Source organism: Burkholderia sp. A9, assembly GCF_000801975.1.
Window position 1 is genome coordinate 1 of record NZ_JSZN01000053.1, and the last position, 537, is coordinate 537.

1 protein-coding gene is annotated in these 537 nt (G+C 69.3%); it reads left to right on the forward strand.

The genetic code is table 11. The annotated features are described in order from the left end of the window. Positions 1-108: 108 nt before the first annotated feature. Positions 109-537: LysE family translocator (locus PI86_RS15290; RefSeq protein ID WP_039324193.1), on the forward strand; the 429-nt coding region annotated here is incomplete at its 3' end.

The window sequence follows — 537 nt, forward strand, 5'->3', positions numbered from 1 at the left end:
GCTCGGCGAAGTCGCGCTGCGCCGCGCGGGCCGCTGAGCCGGCGCAGGACAGACGCGCGGCACACGCTGCATAATTGATATTTCGTTTCTCTTTCGGCTGAGGCGGTGATGAACTTGCATACGTGGTGGCTTTTCGTGGCGACGGTGTTCGTCGTGTCGGCGATTCCGGGTCCGAACATGCTGCTCGTGATGACCCACGGCGCGCGGCACGGGCTGCGCCGCTCGTCGTCGACCATGGCTGGCTGCCTGACCGCGATGGTGCTGATGCTGTCGGTATCGGCGGCGGGCCTCGGCGCGGTGCTGGAGGCCTGGCCGGCAATGTTCAACACGCTGCGTTTCGCGGGCGCGGCCTATCTCGTTTATCTCGGCGTGAAGGCGTGGCGCTCGGGCGCCGGCGAGGTGTCGGCGGCCGACGCCGACCCGGCGGCGCGCCACGCGCCCAGCACGTCGCGCTGGGCGCTGTACCGCAACGGCTTCCTGGTTTCCGGCAGCAACCCGAAGGCGATCCTGTTCGCGGCCGCGCTGCTGCCGCAGTTC